10 protein-coding genes are annotated in these 17,204 nt (G+C 65.4%); 3 read left to right on the top strand and 7 right to left on the bottom strand.

Annotation, left to right across the window (positions count from 1 at the left end; genetic code table 11):
* Positions 1 to 24 precede the first annotated feature (24 nt).
* The 3 genes from VKZ50_19420 to VKZ50_19410 all read right to left on the bottom strand — a co-directional run bounded on the left by VKZ50_19420 (position 25) and on the right by VKZ50_19410 (position 4,140).
* A complete protein-coding gene (locus tag VKZ50_19420) occupies positions 25 to 1,224 on the bottom strand; it encodes an FAD-dependent oxidoreductase (protein ID HLJ61901.1) in 1,200 nt (399 codons plus the stop codon).
* Positions 1,224 to 2,681 (bottom strand): FAD-dependent oxidoreductase, encoded by a 1,458-nt coding sequence (locus VKZ50_19415; protein HLJ61900.1) that lies wholly within the window; start codon positions 2,679 to 2,681, stop codon positions 1,224 to 1,226. Before VKZ50_19415 ends, VKZ50_19420 begins: the two co-directional genes overlap by 1 nt.
* 202 nt (positions 2,682 to 2,883) lie before the next feature.
* Positions 2,884 to 4,140, bottom strand: coding sequence for an ABC transporter substrate-binding protein (locus VKZ50_19410; GenBank protein HLJ61899.1), 1,257 nt, complete (start codon positions 4,138 to 4,140; stop codon positions 2,884 to 2,886).
* 406 nt (positions 4,141 to 4,546) lie between these two features.
* On the opposite strand from VKZ50_19410, the gene VKZ50_19405 reads away from it, so the two are divergent.
* A complete protein-coding gene (locus tag VKZ50_19405; protein HLJ61898.1) occupies positions 4,547 to 5,524 on the top strand; it encodes a dihydrodipicolinate synthase family protein in 978 nt (325 codons plus the stop codon).
* Between the two features lie 286 nt (positions 5,525 to 5,810).
* Complete coding sequence (locus tag VKZ50_19400; GenBank protein ID HLJ61897.1) at positions 5,811 to 7,745, top strand: beta-L-arabinofuranosidase domain-containing protein; 1,935 nt, start codon at positions 5,811 to 5,813, stop codon at positions 7,743 to 7,745.
* 51 nt (positions 7,746 to 7,796) lie between these two features.
* Here VKZ50_19400 and VKZ50_19395 read toward each other — a convergent pair whose 3' ends face one another.
* Positions 7,797 to 10,115: a TIM-barrel domain-containing protein gene (locus VKZ50_19395; GenBank protein ID HLJ61896.1), complete on the bottom strand. Its 2,319-nt coding sequence runs from the start codon at positions 10,113 to 10,115 to the stop codon at positions 7,797 to 7,799.
* Between the two features lie 285 nt (positions 10,116 to 10,400).
* Entirely contained in the window at positions 10,401 to 10,760 is a 360-nt protein-coding gene (locus VKZ50_19390; protein ID HLJ61895.1) for a cupin domain-containing protein, read from the bottom strand.
* 263 nt (positions 10,761 to 11,023) lie between these two features.
* Here VKZ50_19390 and VKZ50_19385 point away from each other — a divergent pair, with 263 nt between their 5' ends.
* The gene (locus VKZ50_19385; GenBank protein HLJ61894.1) at positions 11,024 to 11,773 is read left to right on the top strand and encodes an SDR family oxidoreductase; all 750 of its coding nucleotides are present in this window, start codon (positions 11,024 to 11,026) and stop codon (positions 11,771 to 11,773) included.
* Positions 11,774 to 11,843: 70 nt separating this feature from the next.
* On the opposite strand, the gene VKZ50_19380 is transcribed toward VKZ50_19385, so the two are convergent.
* Positions 11,844 to 13,013 (bottom strand): amidase, encoded by a 1,170-nt coding sequence (locus VKZ50_19380; GenBank protein ID HLJ61893.1) that lies wholly within the window; start codon positions 13,011 to 13,013, stop codon positions 11,844 to 11,846.
* Positions 13,014 to 13,509: 496 nt separating this feature from the next.
* Positions 13,510 to 16,689 (bottom strand): glycosyl hydrolase, encoded by a 3,180-nt coding sequence (locus tag VKZ50_19375; GenBank protein ID HLJ61892.1) that lies wholly within the window; start codon positions 16,687 to 16,689, stop codon positions 13,510 to 13,512.
* Positions 16,690 to 17,204: the final 515 nt, after the last annotated feature.

Below are 17,204 nucleotides of genomic sequence, written 5' to 3'. Positions count from 1 at the left end.
CGATTCGTTCACCATGCCGCGGCCCTAGGCACTGCCGGCAGGGGACTCGATGTATCGTCCCGGGGCAAAGGCCGTGCCAGCGGCACTGTGCGCGCCCGTCGGCTGTCTCAGCAGATCGGCCATGCGCTGGGCGCACGTCAGGCCCAGCGTGAACCCAAGGCCGGCGAACAACACGTAGAAGCCCGGCGCAGGAGCATACTCACCGATAATGGGACGCCAGTCAGGGGTGTTGGCGCCCAGGCCGGCCCACGTTCGGAGCACGCGCAGCCGCGCGATCCGCGGGAGGACCGCGACAGCGGCCCCCATGTTCCCGGCCAAACTCTCGACGGTCGTACCCTTCCAATTGCCCGTAGCTGCATACTCCCCCGGCCAACCCCCGCCGACGATGTACGTGCCGCTCTCCGTTTGTTTGAGCGTAAGTCGCCGCCCGATGTGCTGGATGAGCAGATCAAGTTCCGGACGCTGCGCCTCGGTCACGTTCATGCTGAGCACGTTCGGGCCGATCGGGAGATCCATCCCCACCATCTTCGCAACCCGTCCCGTCCACGGCCCCGCCGCCACGACCACCCGTTGGGCCCGGACTTGACGCTTGGTGGTATCGAGGAGGAAGTCGTTGACCCCGCGGATCGTGATCGCCAGGACCTCATGATGCGTCGCCACGCATGCCCCATAGTCCATCGCGCGGCGCGCCAACGCCGGCGTGACGAGCAGCGCGTTGGCCAGCCCGTCGTCCGGACAATAATCGGCGGCGATCACCGATTGCGCAAGCAGGGGACACATGGCGCGGGCTTCGTCACCACTGATCAGCGTCGTGTCGAGTCCCTCGGCGCGTTCAACGGCCACCTTCTTCTGCAAGATGCGCAGTTCGTCTTCGGTCTCGGCGAGGAACAGGCCGCCGTGCATCCGGACGCCAACCTGAATCCCGGCCTCGGATTCGAGTCCGCGCCAGGCCTTCGCGGCGTCGATGTGCAGCCGGACCAACGGCCTGAACCTCTCCAGCCACGCCTCGTCCATTCCCGGCGGGCGCAGCAATTGGATATGCAAGCTGCCAGCATTGGTTCCCGATGCTTCACGGTTCAATTCCCCGCGTTCGAGGAGCATCGTGTCGACGCCCGCCTTCGCGAGTTTGAACGCCAGCGCGCAGCCAAGAAGGCCGCCACCGATAATGGCGACATCCGTCTCCACCGATCCGTCAGGGAGACCGCGCGCGCAGGCCTTGTCCATCAGGGCTCCAAGCTCACGATCGGACGCCGGCGTTCCGGCATCTCGGCGGCCACTGCGGCGATCGGGAGCGGCTTCACGGGCGGCCGGACGGATGACGGGGAGACCGCGCCGATCGGGAGGCCGGACGCCGCGGCGACTTCGGCGGCGACCTGGCGCCCACATACGCGACCCTGACAGAACCCCATCCCCGCGCGAGTGAACGCCTTCACGCCGTGTGCATCTGGCGGACACTGCCTCAGCGCCGTCCGAATCTCGCCGAGTGTGACTTCCTCGCACCGGCAGATCACGGTGCTCTCGTCCGCCAAATCGTACAGGCCTGTGCCCACCGGGTACATCGCATCGAGGGCAGCGCGGAACCGCCGCTGACGGCGCAGCTTCCGACGCGCGCGCTCCGCCAACGCCGTCGCCCGGGCGACGCTCAGGTGAGTGGTGTCCACAGCCGCAGCGAGGCCGGCCACATATCCCTCGTCGACGGCGGTCGCCGCCCCGGAGATGCCGGCGCAATCGCCGGCGACCAGGACGCCAGGCACGGAGGATCGCATCCACTCGTCACGCCACGGCACCCATCCGCCGTGCTGTTCATCATAGTTGTGCGCACACCCACAGAGCCTCGTCAGCTCATTGGACGGGCACAAACCGTACCCAAGACAGATCGCGTCCACGTCAAGAACGTCCTCGGACCCCGGGATGACGTGCCAGCGCTCGTCCACGTTCGCGATGACGGCGCGCTCGACCCGGTCCCGCCCTTCGGCACGAGACACGATCGTCGACCACCGGACCGGGATTCTGTGGGTCTTCAGCGCAGTGAGATAGGCCAACCCATCGCGCAGACTCGCCGCATTGCCCGGGCTTGCCCATAACAGGCGCCAGATCGCCGCGACAGTCGGGCGTCTGCAGGCTTCGGTCAGCATGATCACGTTCGCGCCGTAGTGCTTGAGTTCGGCGGCAAATGACAGCGACAATGGCCCCGACCCGGCCATGAGGATTCGATGCCCCGGCGCCACACGAAACACTTTGGCCAGCGACTGCCCGCCCCCGGCCGTGATCACACCCGGAAGTGTCCATCCTGGGAACGGCACGGGCCGGTCGTACGCCCCCGCGGCAATAATGATCGTGAGCGCCTCAATTCGGTGCACCTCTTCCTCGCCGCGGCAGACGAAGACCTCCCGCCCCCAGATCCCCCAGACGACGGTATCGGTGAGCACCTCAACCGCGCTCGCCAACACCGCGGCGATCATGTCGCGCCCTCTCCGGTACTGAGCCCCTTGCCCGGTTTCGTCCGTGACCTGGAACGCGGGGTTGAACTGTTTGTAGACTTGTCCGCCGAGAGCCGATCGCTCGTCGACCAGCGTCACCTGGGCCCCGCATTGGGACGCCGCGAGCGCAGCCGCCATGCCGGCCGGGCCACCGCCGATGACGACCACGTCGCGCTGGGTCGATCGGACGTGGGTCGGCACGCGGGGCGCACTCGGCCTGTCCGGTGTCATGCTGCGCGGGATGTCGATCTTGCCTCTGCGCCCCGCGCCGAACAGCGCGCACTTCGCTCGCGCCGCTCACCACACGCCGATCGGGCGCCGACCCCGGGCGCACGGCGTCGTCGCCTCGTCTCGATGGGGACGAAGAACTGAAGCACCTCGCGATCCTGGTCCGTAGGAAACACTAGGGCCGGCGCGTCTTGACGATAAGCTCCTTCACAACCCGGCTTGTCCCATCGGGCTGGATTTCGAAGATTTGAAACGCAGGGGCCCCGGTCGCTCCGTTGCTCAAGAAGTTCAGCGGGCCCGACACGCCCTCATACTGTACCTTCTCACCTCTCAAAATTGCGGCGATCGCCTTATCGAGCTGGAGGAATGTGAACTTCGTCCCTGGCGGGTTCGTCAGCGGAACGATGTACTGAGCGAACTTCGCGGGATCTGCGGATTTGGCCTGAACAGCGGCCAGGAACGAGACAATCACGCTGTCAAACGCCTCGGCGGTCCATCCTTGGAACCCGCCACCGCCGCTTGCGGTCTGTTCGTAGTACGCCTGGTATTGGGGGAGTGTGCTGCCCCCGCCCACATACGGTTTCGCGACACGCATCCCCGGGACTGACGTCTGCCCCTGGGACTTGCAATCGGACAAGGTGTCGCCGCCGAAGGTTTTGTCCGGCCGCCATTTGCCGGTCCGCTGCAGCGGATCGACCAGTTTGGGCAGATTGCTGCAGAAGTCGATAATCAGCCACCCCGCGGGAGACCCTTGCACGAGCTGCTGCGCGGCGGTGTCCAACGTCGGCTGCGTCTCGTTGTACAGAATGTACTGGGGAATCGTCCCCCCGCTTGCCGTCCATGCGGTTTTGAAGTCGGCGGCGAGGCCGGCACCGTAGGCATCATTTTCCGCGGCGACGTTCACGGCCGCTCTCTTGCCAAAGGCCGCGGCCATGATTTGCGAGAGCACGACGCCCTCGAGCGCATTCGAGGCAGGCGGCTGATACAACAGCGGAGGAATCCCTTTCGGGTTGATATCGGGCAGCGAGGTAGCCGTACCTCCGGTGAACTCGACGACGTGGTTGGGAATCGTGACGGACGTCGCCACCGCCGCGGTAACCGCGCTCAAAATGTCGCCCATCACGACGTTGGCGTGATCGATGAAGACAAGTTTCCGCGCCCCCTCCACCCCCGAGGCGGCCTGGCTCTGGCTGTCTTGGGAGTCGATGAGTTGGGCCTTCACGTGGCTCGAGAGACCCATCTCTTTGAGCGCCTTGTTCACGTACGCCACGCCTACGGCGGTCGCCTGATTCCAGAGCTGGCCCGACGCTCCACTGGGGCCGGTGAGTGCAACCAGCACACCGTACTTTACGGTGAGATCCAGATCTGACCCGGGGCTCTGCGCCACGCCAACGCCGGAGGCCATGAGCAGCAAGACCGCCGCGAGTGCCACGCCTCGCCTCATCAACGACCGTCACCATCCCTTCGCAGATCCAGAGAAAACACCGCGTTCCGCCGAGTTGCTTCGGCGATCACGGTTCGCCGGTTCTTTTGTGGAGTCCTTCAGACGGCTCGCGCAACATGCGGATGCGCTGCCGGCGCTCATTCCGATGAATCCGTCTCGCGACAACGCCGGGCAAGCGGTCCGGCGCACCTCGCACGACGACCACGGTGATGCACTAGGCCAAGAGTTTTCAGGGACGTGACCCGCACCACACCCCTCTCGAATTCGATTCGCCGATGAGAGGGTTTCAGGCCGGACGGTGGGGAATCTCTTTGCACTGCGTGGTGCGCTCGGCAGCGTCGACCGGCGGGCGTGCAGGGTGGGCATGGGCTCGGTGTGAGGAGGGAGAAATTCGATGTTGGACATGGACGCGGTGAAGGCACAGTTGAACGGACCGGCCGCATTGGTGTCGACGATCTTCAAGGACGACTACTCCCTCGACACGCAGGCCATCGAGCGGAACGTGCGATTCATGGCCGAGCATGGGCTTGGGAAGCGATCCGGATTCCTCATCGCGCCGTGCGGCGACGGAGAGTATACCGCGCTGTCACCCGAGGAGCACACGGCCGTCGTCACCGCCGCGGTGCGCGGCGCCGACGGCACCATTCCGGTCGTGGCGGGTGTTGCCGCGACCGACTATCGGCTAGCCGCGACGCTCGCCCAGCGAGCCCGCGCTGCCGGCGCGGTCGGCATCATGTGCCCCCCGCCCTTCTACTACCCCCTCAACGAAGACGCGATCGTCGATTGGTACGACCGCCTGGCCAAGAGCGTCGATATCGGGATCATGGTGTACGATCAGTCCTGGCGCGGACAGTTCATCAACGCCTGCATCACCGTTCGCTGCATGGAGCGCCTGGTCGCGATCCGCAACGTGATTTCGATGAAGCACAGCGGCCTAGGTCAACTGATCGACGAGTTCACGATCCTTAACCGCTATCATGAGCGCATCGCGTACATCGACAGTTCGGCCGGCTATACGGCCACCACGGCACACATGCACGGAGCGGCGGGCTTCATCACCGGCATCGCCCCCTGGTGGCCCGAGTACGAACTGCGCTATTGGGAGCTGCTCCAGGCTGGGAAGTACCTCGAGGCCGAGCGTTATCACTCGCGGCTGTACCCGTTCGTCGCACGCTTCCACCGCGGAGCGGAGACAGACACGCACGGGGGGTTGTCGAGCAAAACGGTGCTGAAGGCAGCCCTGGAATACGTCGGATTGACCGGCGGCACGGTCCGGCCGCCGTTTCGGGGGCTGAATCAAGCGGAACGTGACGAGGTGTTTCGCTTCCTCGCCGCGGCCGATGTCCCGCGTCCGCTGTTGCAAACCGTGTGAGCACGCTCGGGGAACCGCTCGCCGGGGTGCCGGCCCACGCACGTCCTGCGGCGGGCGATCGGGATGCCGCCGTGGGGCCATCGCTCCGCCCCCGCGCCATCTAGCGCGGACCTGACGAGCCCGCGAATTCGTGGCGTCCGGCCGACGGACAACGCGCGCACGCGGCGAGCCCCGGCCATCGTCGTCCGGCCCATCGCGGCGATAACGGGGGTTCGTTCCCGCGCGCCACGCTCGCGTGTCGGGCATCAAACCCATCGTCACACAGGACAACTCACAGGAGGCGTTCATGCCGTCTGCATCCGAGACCCGAGCCGCCGGTCCAGTCGACACGCGTCGCAGTCCGTGGGCGAGACTGACGACCTTGGAACTTGACGCTGTGAGGCTCACCGGGGGGTTCTGGGGCGCTCGCCAGGCGATTAACCGAGACGCGGCGCTGCCGCACGGCCTCCGCATGCTCGAGACCGCCGGCAATCTCGACAACCTCCGGATCGCGGCCGGACGCACGCGCGGCCCGTACCGTGGCCCGGTGTTCATGGATTCAGACGTATACAAGTGGCTCGAAGCGGCAGCCTACGAGGGCGCGAACGCCCGGCCGAATGACCTGGCCTCCGACATCACCTCGCTGATCGAGCTGATCGCAGCGGCACAGCAACCAGACGGGTATCTCAATTCCTACTACCAGGTGGCGCGGCCGGGCGAGCGTTGGAGCGACTTCCCAAACGGCCACGAACTGTACTGTGCGGGGCACTTGATTCAGGCGGCGCTGGCCCTCCGCCGCGCCCGAGGCGACGGGCGGCTGCTCGATATCGCGCGGCGCTTCGCCGACCATCTCGTGGGCACCTTCGGGCCGGGCACGCGCGTGGCCACGCCCGGTCATCCGGAGATCGAGATGGCCCTCGTCGAGCTGTACCGGGAGACGCGCGTCCGCGCGTACCTGGATTTGGCGCTGTTCTTCGTCGACCAGCGGGGACACGGGTGGCTGGGGCCGGGACGCTACAACAGCTCGGCACACTACCAAGACCGGGTTCCCGTTCGCGAGGCTGTGGAACTCGAGGGACACGCGGTACGCGCGCAGTACCTGGCGATCGGCATCGCCGATCTCTTCCTGGAGACCGGCGAACAGGCATTGCTCGACGCGCTCACCCGGCAATGGCACGACCTCGTCACCCATAAGCTCTATGTCACGGGAGCGGTCGGGGCGCGGCACCTCGCGGAATCCGTGGCGCAACCCTTTGAACTGCCGAACGAACTCGCGTACGGCGAAACGTGCGCCGCCATTGCGAACGTCATGTGGAACTGGCGCATGCTCTTGGCCACCGGCCAGGCACGGTACGCGGAGCTCATGGAGCGCGCCCTGTATAACGCCGTCCTCAGCGGCATGTCCCTCGACGGAGAGCGGTACTTCTACGTGAACCCGCTCGCCAGCAACGGCCGCGACGAGTACCTCAGCAGAGGCGGGTGCCGGCGACGCGACTGGCACCTCGTCGCGTGTTGCCCGCCGAACCTCATGCGGCTCTTCGCATCGCTGGGGCACTACGTCGGCACGCGCGACTCGTCGGGTCTCCAGATTCACCAATATGCACCGGCACGCATCGCGACCGAGATCGCGCCCGGCCGGCGTGTGGCGTTACGGACGGAGAGCGGATACCCTTGGGAGGGGAACATCCGGCTCGTCGTCGATGAAGGCACCGAGGCACCATGGACCTTGGCGCTCCGCGCGCCCAGCGAGAGCGCCGATGTGATCGTTCGGGTGAACGGCACCGGCGCAGCGGCAGAGCCCGATCCCGCCGGCTATCTCCGGCTGCTTCGCACCTGGAGGCCCGGGGATACGGTGGAGATGACGTGGTCGATCAGCCCCCGGTGCGTCGAGGGACACCCGTGGATTGAATCGACCCGGGACTGTGTGGCGATCGAGCGAGGGCCGTTCGTCTATTGTCTCGAGCAAGCAGACCATCCCTCGGCCCGGGTTGCGGACCTCGCGATCGACGCCACCGCGCCGCTGACCTCCGAGCGGGACCCCGACGCGCTGGGTGGCGTCACCACGGTGCGTGCGACCGGATCGCAGCTCGATACGTCCTCCTGGGACGGGAAGCCGCTGTACCGCACGGTGGGGTCCGCGCCGCCGGCGATGCGCTGCCCGACCCAGCTAATAGCCATTCCGTATTATGCGTGGGCGAACCGAGAGCAGGGACCCATGCGTGTCTGGATCCCGAAGGCGTAGCGGCGCCACGACCACGGCTTGAGCGGCGAATCTGCGAAGATCCGGCTACGGTCACCACTCGATCCGCAGCACGGCCGGTTGCGCCGGAACGCGCACGCACGTAAACGACTCGCCGTCACGCCACCAGCCAGCGCCACCCGGAGCACGTTGTTCCTGCAGGTCTCCGACGCCGTCGATCCGTACGAGTCGCGGCGGGCGCGCTGAGTGGACTTTCACGGTATAGGACCGGCCGGGAGGCACGACGGTCGTCTCGCCTCGTGGGGCCGCGACGCGGACGGTGAGACTATCGTCGCTCGAGACGCACTCAAAATCTGTGAGCGCATACGTGCCCCGGAGATACGCCCTTGTCACGCCGTCATCTTCGTAGAGACTGAACGACGAATCAGGGCCGCCATACACCAGCAGGGTCATCGCCGTCAGCGGCATCTCGTCATGGTACTGCATCGCCGGGCCGAGAGGCAGTATCGCCCCCGCCCGCACGAACAGCGGGATCCGATCAAGCGGGGCCGGCACCGTGAGGCCACGCGGGCCCTCGTAGCGTTGGTGGGTCCAAAAATCGTACCAGGTGCCGGCGGGCAGGTAGACGGGCCAGTGCGTCGCCCCTTCGCGGGTGACAGGCACCACCAGCAGGTCGTCTCCCCACAAATATTCGCTCGCCTGATTCCACGCGCGGGGATCGTCGGGATAGTTTAGCACTAAGGGCCGCATCAGCGGGAGCCCCTGCCGGTGCGCCTGCCAGGCCAGCGTGTACGTGTACGGCAAGAACCGGTAGCGCAATTCGAGGTAGTCACGGCAGATCGCTTCCACCTCCGCCCCATGCGCCCACGGAACGTGCTCGCGCCAGACACGCCCGTGGGCCCGAAAAATGGGACAAAACGCCCCAAGTTGGATCCATCGCACAAACAGCTCGTTTGAGTGCGGCGCCACCCGGTAGAATCCACCGATGTCGGTGCCCCAATACGGCACACCCGACAGGCCCAGGTTCAACCCGACCGCCGCCTGGGCTTCGAGGCTGGGGAACGTCGCATCGATGTCACCGGACCAGCAGGCCGCGCCATAGCGCTGCATGCCGGGGCCGCCGGACCGGCACAACAGAAAGACCCGGTGATCGGGACGGTCGACGCCCTCCCCGTCCGCGAACGCCTGCTGGCGCATGACGTCGTACCGATTGTGCAAGCTCGCTGAGCCTCCTTGTGGCCACGCGTCTGGGGGAGGCCCCTCCCCGCCGTCGAGCCACCAGCCGTCGACGCCGAGCTTCACGAGCGGGCGGTGCTGCTGCCACCACCACGCCTGCACTTCCGGTCGCGAGAAATCCAGATAGCGTTGCCCGTCGCGATAGTTGTCCGTCGGGCGCCCGGCCGACACCACGCGAGCATACCCGGCATCGAGCACGTAGCCGCGCTCGCACGCCTCAGCATAGAGCGGGGAGTCGGGGTGCAGCACCGGATATTCGTGCGTGACCGCGTGAAAGTGCTGCGCCTGCAGCTCCGCGAACATCGTCGCCGGGTCCGGCAACACCCTCGGTTCACATTCGAGATGCCCCACGCCGCGGTTCCACCCAAGGGCCTGCCCGTAGGTGGACAGGAAGATGAGCCCGTCGCACGGGAGCCGCTTCTCGCGGATCGTCGCCAGCAGCCCGTACCACTCGGCTGCGCTCTCGAAATGGCGTGTCGACTGCAGGTAACCTAACGCCCAGCGCGGCGGCAGCGGCGGCCGGCCCAGCAGCGTTGCGACATCGCCCAACACGTCCCGAAGGCCGCCGGCGCCGCCGAGATAGTAGAGATCCAACGGCGCCGATACACTGCGGTACTCCACCCATCTCCCGCCGTCGCCGCCTCCCACGGTCACGCCGGCTGGCTGGGCGTTGTCGAAGAACAAACCGTAGCCGAGGTGCGACAGAAGAAGCGGGATGGGAACGTCCGCGCCGTGCCCGTGGTTCACGTGATTGTTCCAGAATCTGCGTGTGACCCCACGTCGATCGAACTGCTGCCCGCCCTCACCGAGCCCATAGAAGTGCTGCACGTCCGTCGCCTCGAGACGAACGTGCACCCTTGGTGAACACTGTAGCTCGGCGAGCGGCAAGCACACGCGCGTGTTTCCGAGGCGATCAGCGAACGTCACGCACCACGGATCGGTCGTGACACCCACCATGATCCCGTCCGTCGCGATGGATGCCGGGGGTCCGGCCTCCTCAGTAAATGCGGCGCACGACCATTCTCGTACGGGAACGTACGACGACTCGGGCGGCTGAGAGCCGTTGCCAAACCGGATGCGCACAATGCGCGGGGTGCAGATGGTAATGGCCACCGGAACCGGTGCCCCGGTGACTGTGAGCGTCGCGCCCGTGCGACGCCAGACCTTATGCGTCATCGCCGCGGGACAAGCTTCGACTCCTCCGGGTTGGAATTCGGGTTGCGCGCAGCGCCGGTGGGGCTTGCACGGCTTGCGCCCTCACCACCGCATCCACATCCACGAACTGAAGCACTCACGGGGTCTCGAGCGCGCGCGTCGGTCAACGCCATGCTGCGACTCTCCACGCGTTTTGCACGTGGCCACGCGTTGGAGCTAGGGTTCGTGTGCTCGTAGATCGGTGAAATGGAGTGTTCTCACATCGTCGGTCGGCACGAGCACGAAGATTGGTTGCGTGACCGGCGATCATCGTCTGAGATAGTCGTCCGTCTTCTGAATCCAATCACGCCGCGGTGGACTGAAGAAATCCATTTCGACCGTATCCTCCAGCATCTCGGCTCCATGAGGAGTCCCGCCGGGTATCAGGAGGACGTCACCCGGATGTACGATGCGATCGCCGTCCGGGAAGGTGAACCGCATGAGACCCGAAATACAGTAGGTGAGTTGCTCGTTTTCGTGCTCATGGACCGGGACCAAGGTGCCTCGCTTAAACTCCAGGTACCCTGCCATGAGACGGTCTCCCCACAACAAGCGCCGTACCATCCCGGGGTTCACGACTTCAGGTTCAATATCCGTCAATCGGCGGTGCACCGGCGGTTTGACCATGGCCCCCTCCTGCGATTGCTGGACCTCATCCGACCACGTGTGGATACGTGACACGGATTCTATGATGGACCGGGCACTCCCTGTGACTGCTCTTCAACACGACCGGTCGGAGGAAGACACGGGCCGAAGCAAGTTGAATATCGCACAAGGTAGATGCCTGATTTCGTGAAATCCGCCCGCGCCTTCGTTGATCGCAAGTCATGCGGCGCTAACAGAAGGGAGGGGTCACAGTGAATCTCCAGCTTGAAGGGCAAGGCGTCCTCGTGACCGGAGCCAGCAGAGGCCTCGGGAAAGCCATCGCCCGCGCCTTCGTGCAGGAGCGTGCCCGTGTCGCTATCTGCGGGCGCGACTTGAGTACGCTCGAAGCCGCAGCGAAGGAAATCGGCAGCGGCGTCGCACCGATACAGGCAGACGTTGCCAAGACCGAAGATATCGATCGATTGGTGGAGGTTGCGGTGGCCGAGTTGGGACGCCTCGACGTCCTCATCACAAACGCCGGAGGGCCCCCGTCGCGACCCTTCGCAGAAACAACCGAAGCCGATTGGGCGGAAGGAATCGCAGCGAACTTGATGAGTACCGTGCGCCTGTGTCGAGCCGTCGTGCCGCATATGCGGCGTCACGGCGGTGGACGCATCATCAACATCACGTCCTTCACCGTCAAACAACCACTACCCAACCTCGTCCTGTCCAACTCGGTGCGTCTGGCCGTCGTCGGGCTGGCGAAGACGCTGGCGGCCGAACTCGGGCCGGACAATATCCTCGTCAATACGGTCTGCCCGGGACCAATCGCGACGGAACGGCTTCAGCACCTGACCCAGGTATACGCAGATCGCCAAGGGGTGCCCTTTGAGGAGGCCGAGCGGACGCTGTGGACGAGTCAAATCCCGCTGGGTCGAGTCGGGCGACCCGAGGAGTTTGCGGATGTCGTGGTGTTCTTGTCATCCCCGAGAGCAAGTTTCGTGACGGGAACAACGCTGCAAGTCGATGGGGGTATCGTGAAAGGAACGATGTGAATCGCCACTGCTCCTGAGAATCCAGTGCGTTCGGTGAGTCTACGTTCACTCCCCAACGTGGTTGGTGGCATCATGACCTTCTTCCAAGACCCCACGCCTGCTCAAGCGCCCAAGCGATCCGCACCAGTTCGGCGTCACGCCCCCAGTGTCCAATCACCTGGATCCCGACAGGGAGTGTCGTCCCCGGCACGGGGAGCGTGATCACGGGATGCCCCGTTGTGTTGAACGCTCGGGTGAAACGGGTAAGCGGTCCCCGCACCTCAGGCGTCCCCAGGAGCGGCGCGACTACGGCGGTGGCGGGCAACAAAACGGCGTCGACGTCGCTCATGGCCTCCTCCATCTCCTTTCTCAGCAGGGGCTGCGCGTCGCAGGCATGGAGGTAGTCGACCGCTGATACGCCCAATCCCCGCTCGAGGTGTGCGCGAACGTCATCGCCGTAGCGGCTCGCATCTTCCTCGAGCCATCGCCGATGGTACGCGGCGGCCTCCGCGAACAGGATAATCCGACCCACCTCGGAGAGTTGTGCGAGGTCGGGAAACGGGATCTCCGGGAAGTGGGCGGCGACCCGACGCCAGGCGGTATCCGTTTCGGCATCGAGATCCGAGACCCACCCCGCCGGCACGGCGAGCCGCAGCGAGCCAAGCACGCGCGGGGCCTCGGGCACCAAATCGGGAACATCGCACATTGTGGCGAGCGCTCGCGCCGCGGACAGCACGTCGGGCGCGAGCGGCCCAAGCGTATCCAGCCTCCGGCTCAACGGAATCACGCCCTCGGTCGAAACCGTGCCCACGGTCGGTTTGAAGCCGACGACGCCGCACAATCCAGCGGGGATCCGAATCGACCCCCCCGTGTCACTCCCGACCGCCCAGTCGCACATGCCGAGCGCAACCGCGGCGGCCGATCCACCCGATGAACCACCGGGTATCCGCCTCGGGTCGCGCGGGTTGAGGACCGCGCCGTAGTGCGGATTCCCGCTGGTCACGCCGAACGCCCACTCATGGAGGTTCGCCTTGCCCACCACGACGCACCCGTGGGTGCGCATGCGCGCGATTACCGGTGCGTCGTCCGCGTCGACGATGTTTGGCAGAATCGCCCCTCCACCGGTGGTGACCGTACCCCGGACCCGAACGAGGTCTTTGACGGCGACGACCGGGCCCTCGCCTTCCTCGGCGGTCACCGAGATGAATGCGTTGAAGTGCGAGAGCTCCCGGATACGTACACGTGCGTCGCTTGCAATCATGCAGCGCCTCCTTCCCCCAATCGTCCGACGCGTCGGCCCGCCATCTCTACTACGGTGGTCGTCTACCGCCACCTGCCGTTGATTGATCGCTGCTTCTATGGCTGCGTCAAGAGGTGGATGGAGTGTGGATATTCGAGACCATCCAATCGAAGGCGTTCCGGGGGCGCGACGGGTTCAGGAGCAGTGTCGTAAATCCAGCGCGGTGGTGCTCGGAGAGACACATCGACCTAAACCTGTGGAGCGGCCGCCCCGGGGGACAGCGCGCTCAGTGTCCGACGGCGTTGGTGACCGTAGTGGAAAGAGAACCCCCGACGGGTGGCTTAGGAAGACCGCGGCCTGTCCTCTTCCTAAGTCGTCTGAGTCGCATACGGCGACATCCCAGTGAAGAACATCCCGGCCTACCGCCAAAGCCATGGCGACGTGTGGGCATTTAACCCGTCTCACTGATGGCAACCGGTGCGGTTCAGGGATGCCGAGATGCTGAGAGCTGCCTCCTTCAGCCGCCGCCCGCCGCCTCGACCGCCCGCTCCAGGGCCAAGCGATTGACTGCGGCAACCTCGGTTGCGATGAGCCGTTCGACTTTGCCGATCTCGGCATCAACGCGCGCCATGATCTCTTTCGAAACGGCCGCCGCCTGCTTCGTCGGCGCGGCATCGGCCACGGATACAGTGTTGATCAGGTCCACGAGCGTATCATTGAGACCCGCGGGGTTGCGGAGCACGTCGCGATCCGACTCGCGATGAACGTCCACGAGCACGCCTTCGACCTCCGACAGCCGTTCCACCACGGCCCCTGCCTGCGCGACAAGATCGCGCGTGCCACTTTCCGATCCCGCAGCCAGTACCGTAAACCGTTGCTTCAGCCGACGGATGCGATTGACCGTCCCGTGGACCTTGCCGAGCGATGCCGTCAATTCCCGCAAGAGTTCGAACTGCTCGCGGTACGCCTCCGGAGTCGTCGAAAGGCGCGGATCCTTCACGACCGAGAACTCCGCGGCCATCGTCTCCGAATCCAGCGACATCTCGACACGATATCGGCCCGGTACCACCGTGGGCCCGCTCGGTGGATCGGCCGGCTCCGCCAGCGGCTTGTTGCGCGGCGGAGCGAGGCTTGTATCGAGCGTCTCGGGCCCCGGATATTTGAGATCCCACACGAACCGGTTGAGCCCGGGGCGAACCGACGGGCGCTTCGCGGCCGGCAACGCACCGTCGTCGCTGCGGAAGCTCGCGATCGCGGCCCCCGAGGCGTCACGGATCGTGAGCGAAACCGGGCCGGAAACGCCGTCGTCCAGCCAGTAGTAGATGATCGCGCCGTTCGGTGGGTTCTCTCCGACGTCGAGATATTCGCGCCCGCTCGTCCCGTCCGGCTTGCGAAACGTGCGGATGCCGCCGCCTACCCCGGGGGCGACCGCGAACGCGACGCCGCTCGGCCGGAGACCTCGCAGGGCACCGAAATGCAGCTTGTTCCGAACCGTCGTGCGCGGCTCAAAGAGGCGACGTCCCTCTTTGCCCTCGACGAAGCTTCTGAGTGGTGTGATATCGTCCAAGATCCAGAAGGAGCGGCCGTGGGTTCCCGCGACCAGATCCGCCCCCTTGATCTTCAGATCGTAGACCGGCGCGATCGGCAGGCCCCCGCCCATGCGCATCCAGCTGCGCCCGTCGTTCAGGGTGAAATAAACGCCGGTCTCGGTACCGACGAACAACAGTCCCTTGCGCACCGGGTCCGCACGCACGACGCGGGTGATCTCATCCTTTGGAAAATCGCCGTTGATCGATTCGAACCGCCGCCCGGCGTCGGTGCTGCGGAACAAGTACGGACGGTAGTCCGCAAGCTTGTAGCGTGTCGCCGCGAGATAGATCGTGTCCGGGTCGTGCGGCGAGATCTCGACGCACCCAACATACGCGAGCTCCGGCATGTCGGGCGGCGTGACGTTCTGCCAGCTCTTGCCGCCGTCTCGCGTCACATGAACGAGCCCGTCGTCGGTCGAAGCCCAGAGCTCCTCCCGCAGGTGCGGCGATGGGGCGAGCGACGCGCATGTCGCGTGCACCTCCGCCCCGGCGCTTTCATGCGTGATGTCGCCGCCGGAATGCCCCTGACGGCTCTTATCGTTGAGACTCAAATCCGGCGATATTTCCTCCCAGCTCATGCCCTCGTCGCGGCTGCGAAACACGTGGTTCCCGCCCGCGTAGAGGGTGCCGCTGTCGTGCGGTGAGAAGACGATCGGGAACGTCCAGGCGAAGCGGTAACGCATGTCCTTGGGTGCGATGCCGGTCGATTCCTCGGGCCAGACGTTGACCAGTTGGATCTGCCCGGTGCGATGATCGTAGCGCTGCAACGCCCCGGCGCCGCCGGGGCTCGAGCCGATCGCGCCGCAAAAGACGATGTTCGGATCTTTGGGATTGACGGCAATAAAGCCGCTTTCCCCGGTGCCGGGATAGGTGCAGTCGCCGAGGGTGATCGCGCCCCAGACGGTGGCGCTCGGCGCTGAGATCGAGGAGTTGTCCTGCTGCGTACCGTACACGCGATAGGGATGCTGGTTGTCGGTGTCGATGCGATAGAACTGCGCCGTCGGCTGGTTGTAGATCGACGACCATGTCTCGCCGCCGTTGAAGCTTGTGCAGGCGCCGCCGTCGTTTCCCTCGACCATCCGGTTCGGATCGGTAGGATCGATCCAGAGATCATGGTTATCGCCGTGGGGCGTCTGGATCTCTGTGAAGCCGCTACCGCCGTCGGTCGATTTCCAAAGCTGAAAATTGGCGACGTAGACCGTCTCGCCGTGGCAGGGATCGGCGAAGACATGCGTGTAGTACCAGGGCCGATGCATGAGGTCGCGATTGGACGAGACGAGCGCCCAGCTCTCGCCGTAATCCTCCGATCGGTAGAGTCCCGTCTTCTCGGCGTCCGTCTCCACGAGCGCCCAGACGCGGCCCGCGCGGGCGGGCGACACCGCAACGCCGATCTTGCCGAGGGGACTCGCCGGCAGACCCGGATACCGGGAGATCTCCGTCCAGGTGTCGCCACCATCTTTCGAGCGAAAGAGGCCGCTTCCCGGCCCACCGCTCGACAGGTTCCAGAAGTTCCGGCGCGTCTGCCAGAACGCCGCAAAGAGGATGCGGGGATTGTTCGGGTCCATCGACAAATCAACGGCGCCCGAATTGGCATCTCGATAGAGCACCTTGCTCCAGGTCTTTCCGCCGTCCTCTGATCGGAATACCCCGCGTTCCTCGTTCGCGCCGAACACATCGCCGAGCGCGGCGACATAGACGAGATCGGGGTCTTGCGGATGGATGCGGATGCGCCCGATGAACCGGGTCTCGCGGAGACCGAGATGGCTCCAGGTGCGGCCCGCATCAGTCGATTTGTACACACCATCGCCATAGGAGACATCGAGCCGGATCGCGGTTTCCCCGGTGCCGGCATAAATCACGTTGCGATCCGAGGGAGCGATGGCGAGTGCGCTGATCGAGGCCGAGCCGAGGTACCCGTCGCTCACGCAACGCCAATAAGTGCCGCTGTCGGCCGTCTTCCAGACACCGCCGGCGCAGGCGCCGAAATAGAACACGCTGCGATCTTCCGGGTCACCCGCGACGGCGACGACGCGGCCGCCGCGCGGCGGCCCGATGCAGCGCCATTTGAGGGCCTCGAGTCTCATCGTCGAACCGGAGCGCTCTGCCATGGAAAGTTCCCCCGTCGCATGTTCCCCCCCTCTGAAACGTTGCCGCCTCCGCCACCCCGCTTGCCCGTTTAGGGCACGGAACCGATGCCGAATCGACCGGACGCATCGACCTCGGTACGGACGCACGGGGCGCTTACCCAGGCTTCCGGCCCCGGCGACCTCGATTCAGGATTCCCATTCTGACGCCCGCACTCCTTTCGGCAATGGGAGCCCAGCCCTTTTCCGCGAGCGCACGGGCCTCATCTCGGTCGGTTCCGAAAGAGCCTCTCGTGCTTCCGCTACCATGGCGAAACAACGGACCAAACTTCGCATACCTGGCGAGAAGGAATTCAGTGGAACAGGAGACGAAGTCAGGGCGTATAGCGCGCAGGTAAGGGTGCCGCCTATCCGTGTTTCAGGGCTTGATGACGCGGCACTGCAGCGAAATTCGAGTGACACACGCGGAAGACAAGCGCAGGGAGGGATGGGTGTGAAAAGATGGCTATCGGTACAGACTCAAGCTGCGGCTTCAGCGA

The sequence above is a fragment of the bacterium genome (assembly GCA_035295165.1).
Taxonomy (GTDB): Bacteria; Sysuimicrobiota; Sysuimicrobiia; order Sysuimicrobiales; family Segetimicrobiaceae; genus JAJPIA01.
Note: the sequence above shows the minus strand (reverse complement) of the source record. Positions and strands in the feature narration are given on the sequence as shown.